The sequence below is a fragment of the Mycobacterium sp. FW102-FHT13B02 genome, assembly GCF_058790275.1.
Window position 1 is genome coordinate 1 of sequence record NZ_JBYTCM010000052.1, and the last position, 4,762, is coordinate 4,762.

3 protein-coding genes and 1 pseudogene are annotated in these 4,762 nt (G+C 63.9%); all 4 read right to left on the reverse strand.

The window, feature by feature from the left end; all coding sequences use genetic code 11:
- Window positions 1–409: pseudogene (locus AC3WTE_RS32335) on the reverse strand (hypothetical protein); the annotation flags it as partial.
- A gap of 412 nt (window positions 410–821) precedes the next feature.
- Complete coding sequence (locus AC3WTE_RS32340; protein ID WP_005148661.1) at window positions 822–1,850, reverse strand: TniB family NTP-binding protein; 1,029 nt, start codon at window positions 1,848–1,850, stop codon at window positions 822–824.
- On the reverse strand, window positions 1,838–3,802 hold the full coding sequence (locus AC3WTE_RS32345; RefSeq protein ID WP_005148662.1) for a TnsB C-terminal domain-containing protein: 1,965 nt from the start codon (window positions 3,800–3,802) through the stop codon (window positions 1,838–1,840). Before AC3WTE_RS32345 ends, AC3WTE_RS32340 begins: the two co-directional genes overlap by 13 nt.
- Before the next feature lie 123 nt (window positions 3,803–3,925).
- Complete coding sequence (locus AC3WTE_RS32350; RefSeq protein WP_011894084.1) at window positions 3,926–4,666, reverse strand: TnsA-like heteromeric transposase endonuclease subunit; 741 nt, start codon at window positions 4,664–4,666, stop codon at window positions 3,926–3,928.
- Window positions 4,667–4,762: the final 96 nt, after the last annotated feature.

A 4,762-nucleotide genomic window follows, 5' to 3' on the forward strand; every position in this document is an offset into this window, starting at 1 on the left:
CGCCGTCTGAGCGTGTCGTCAATACGGCAGTGGCGAATAGGCGTCGGTACTGCGCCCATTGCTCGACGGGGGTGGCGTCGGCATGGTGGGCGCCGGTGCGTTCGTTGATGCGGTCGAGCAGTAGCGTCGGCCAGGCGGGTTCCGTTGGCGTCCTGGGCTGTTCAACCCGAGGGCGAGCTGTGAGCAATGTTGCGGCTACGGCGATCACATCGGGGTAGGCCACCACGTGCGCTTCTAGGCCATTCTGCAGAATCCCCGCCGCCACGTGACGCTCTGCGTGAGCCCAGAAGACCAGGATGTGGCGGGCGTCGCCCAAGGCGTCATGAAGGTCGACCTCTGAATACTGACGGGCCAAGCGCCGATGCGTGCGCCCGGCACTGAGCACCGTGGGCCGGTCACGAAGATCCACCTGGTCGTCAAGAACGCGCGTTGGTGAACCGATCCAGCGTCGGTGACGGTGGCATACGGAGACATGTGCAGGCAGGTAGCAGTAGACGGGTTCGTGTATTCCCTTGCGTGCCATACATCTTTGACACAAAGGGCGGCGGAGATATTGCTTGAGCGCGGTGGGGTCGCCAGCAAGCCCGCAGAGACGGGACCGGATTACCTGCTCAGGTTGGCCGCTGACGACGGCCAACCAGTCCGGTCGCGGCCGGGCTGCGCATGATTCGGCGACATGGCCGCGCAGTGTGGAGACGCCGATATGGTTGGCGCGGGCCAGCCTGTCGATGTAGGACGATACGGCTTCCCAACGGAACGGTGCGATCGTTCGCGGGAGCCGCTGGCGTGGTCCGCGCGGCCACGGCCTGACAGTTGCCACGTCAGCTGGCCGTGCGGGCCGCGGCCGTGTGGGCGGCGTAGTCGATCAAAATATCGTCCATGGCCTCGCGGGTGATGTGCTCGGTGCCGTCGAGCATCGCTTGGATTGCTGAAGCCCGGATCAAGTGGGCCAGGCTGCCGATCATCCCGCCGGTGCGGCGGTGCAGGTAACGGGCCTGGGCGACAAGGCTTCCCGGTTCGTGTCGATGCAGACGCAAGGTACCTTCCATGGCGGCGACGAGTTGTCGCCACTCCTTGGCGTCGGGGAATGCGCTGGTGTGGATCACCCCGCAACGGCCGGCCAACTGCCGTCCCCGCGTGCCGGTGAACAGCCCCGAGCGTTCCACTTCGATCCCGGCGTAAACGAATGTCGCAGGCAGATGCTCGGTGAAGTATTTGAGGTGGTCGGACAGTTCTTCGCCGGCGCGGGTGTCGAGGTTGAGGTTGTGGATTTCATCGACCACCACGATGTCGGTACGGGCATCGATGAGCACCTGGCACACGGCATCGGAAATATCGGTCACGTTCATCCGCTGATTGAGCGTGGGAAGCCCCAGAAACCGTGCGAACTCCATCGCCAACTTGCGGGGCGACCCTTTCGGCGGGGCCGTCACATACACCACCGGAATCCGGCTCTCATCGCCGGGAAACCGTGCACGGGTGCGCAATTCGTGAAACCGACCCAGTTGCTTGATCGCCGTAGTTTTCCCCGTCGCTGCCCCGCCGGAGATGATCAGCCCGCGCCGGGCCCCGATCTCGCGCTGGTTGAGCAATGTCAACAGCCGGCCCTGATGGGTGATCGCTTCGATCGCCGACGTGGTGACCACCACCAGCTCCGAATGATGCGCAACCCGGGCCTCGTTGTAGGCCGTCCGCTCGTCCTCACCGAGGCTGGCCCACTCGTCGTCGGCGAGCAACGTGAACTCCGGCGGATCGGCATCAACAAAACGCCGCCAGCCCTCCAGCGTCGTGGTCGGCTGGCGGCGATCCTCTAACTGACCCACCGCCGCAATCTCGGTCACAGTCGCCACGTTTGGGCCTCCTTGCGTGCATCAAACACCGGCAGGGGTATGACCTCCGCCATCTCGCCGTCATCGTCGAAAGTCTCGTTGTCGGCGGCCCGTTCCGACGGTGACGGGCCATGATGTTCGGATGATTCCGTCGGGTCCGGCCAGTCCCGGCCGGCGCTCGCGGCGCTGGTCCGTCCAGTCACTCGGCGCTCGGCTTTCGTCTGCTGCTGCGGCCCAGCGGCGGCGCGGTCCAGCAAGTCCTCCGCGATGGCCGCAATCTCCGCTTCCTGGGTCTTCTGGGCCCCTCTGCGGTCGGCTACGGAGCGGGCGTGGCGCCACAGTGTCTCGCCGAACGGCACCGGCGAGGACCGAAGGTGCGTCCACGTCGCGGCCAGCCATCCGTCTTCGTGGTGATTGCGCACCCAAATCCTCGACACGTCATACGGGTCGTAGTGCACTTCCCACTGTCCGTTACGGGCATCGACCCCGGAATGCTGGCGCCGGTATGGGTTGAGCGCCTTGGCGTCATAGGTGCGATGGTTGATCCGGACCCCGTAACTGTTGATTGTGCGCCACTGCACGGGAAGCAATTCGATATAGTCGTCGGCGTCCAGTGGGACCGGTACATAGCCAGCCACCTCAACGAGGGCAGTGTATTTCTCGTTGGGAGACAACGCTTTCCCCGGCGTCACCGGATCCCGCAGGCCATCGTGGGGGCGGTTCTGCCACACCGCGATGATCCACTCGTCCAGCAGCGCCTGCAGCTCAATCATCGACCACACCGCGTCGTCCTCGGCGTTTTTCCCACGCCGCTCCACCGATGAACCGACGTAACCGGCCACGTACTGTGCGAACAGGGTGCCCACCGACTGCAATGTCCGCTCGATCTTCGGCTTATCGGTCGGGCAGTCGGGATGAGCCGGCTGCAGATTGATCCCCAATGTGCAGCACGCTTGCCGAAATGTTTGGGACAGATACGCTTTCCCGTGATCGCAGACGATCGTCTCGGGAGCGATCACCGGCCTGGCCGCAGCATCGGCCAGGCGCTGATCGACACTGGTCAGGCTGTGGTGCGGAAGTACCGACCGGGACATCCGCAGCGCATCGGCCCATCCCGGGCGCATCGGTTCGGGCGTCAATGCCCGCGCCAAGAGCAGTGACGCGTCCACTGCTTTGGTCGTCGGTCGCAGCACCGCGGCCGGGATGGACCGCGTAGCGTTGTCGACCATCGCAGTCAGCTCGACTCGGTCTACCATGCCGTCATCGAGCACTACCCGTACATCCAGAAGGGTTGAATCGATTTCCACCATCTCGCCGGGGCGCACCACGGTGATCGACCCGAATGGGCCATCGGGCTGCTTGGACAGCGATCGCCGCGTCCGTGCTGACCCGAACGTGTGCCGTCCTTCCGCGAGGCGCTTGACCAGCCGGTAGAAGGTGGGCTGCGACGGCATCGCGGGCGCGTCGTCGGCACCATAGGTGGCCACCAGCGTCTTGGCGACCCGCCGTTGCAGACGCTGCACCGTTCCCGTTGACAGGTCGGTCTCGCCCTCGATCGCATCCCGCACCGCGGCGACGACACGGTCGTCCACACGGCCGAATACCGCGCGCCGCCGATTATGGCGCCCGTCAACCACTCCCAGGAGCCCGTCCCGTTCGTAGGCAAATCGGCGACGCTGCAACGCATTCCGACTCACGTCGTGGCCGGCGGCACGCAGCTCGTCCAACTTGGCCAGCTCACGCTGCCGCAGAGATCGTTTCGCCGTGTCGAACTCTGGGCGGGGACGAATGCCCGCGGCCGTCCCAGGCGGGCGGCCGCTGAGGATCTCCACGATGTGGCGCTCCCACCACCGTGCTTGCTCGACGGCTGCCTCGGGAATGCCAGCCAGCATTTCCTCAGAACACAGTGGCGGTCGCGACCCCGACACCAATTCCAATGCCGGATCAACCATCAGCTGCGAGAGCGGCACCACAATCTGCTCGCCGACAGCGTCAACCAGTCGAGCTGATCCGCCCGACAGGGTTACGACGGTGAAAACACCTGCTGATAAACGGATTTCGTCTCCCTCTCGGACGACACCCGTTCGCACGTCAGGTCACCACCCGGTCCCGAGGCCAATCGCCGTGTCGTCGCCAAGTGCCGCTCCTTGCAGATCGGCAACTAAACGGCCGTGCCAGAGCAGATGAAACAGTACGGGCAGCACCACCAAAGGAGTCCCGACCGCGTGCACACCAGCCATCAACGGACGGACCCGAGCGAAGACCTCCGCCAGTTGATCAGCCAAACCGATCTTCAATACTCGCGGATGCCGATAACCCGACAACCAACGTAGATTCGCCCGCAGCACTGGATCGAGGGAACCGACACGCAGGTAATCCCAACCGACCATCGCGCACGTGGCGGCAGACCGATCGAACACGTCCCGATCAGCGTCAGAGATCCGGTCGTCCTCACGAACGTCGACTACGACGACAGATCCATCGCGGCGCCGCACGAAGTAGTCAGGAGCATGCCGCGTGCCGTCACGCCAATGAATCCAAAATGGTTGCGACAGAACACCAACAACATCCGGATCGGCATCCAACGCCATCAACTGGTCACGTTCTACCCAGGACTCGTGACCTACATGTGCGCCGGTTGTGGCGAACCACCACAGCCCGGGAAAGTTACGCTGACCTCGAAACGAGGGGAAATTCCGCACTGGTGAACAGTCCAACTCAAACCGGGTTGCAGCACATCGGTCCAGCGATTGCCGCGTGCATCCCTCGCGGGTGTTGAACTCCAAGTCCACTGCACTCGCTACACCTGGCCCAGCCGAAACAGCCGACGTCAGCACACATAAACGCTAAGCCTCGTGCCCCAGATTCAATGAGAAAGACACGCACTTACCCCAGATTCAATGAGAATGCCCCAGAATCAATGAGAACGGACA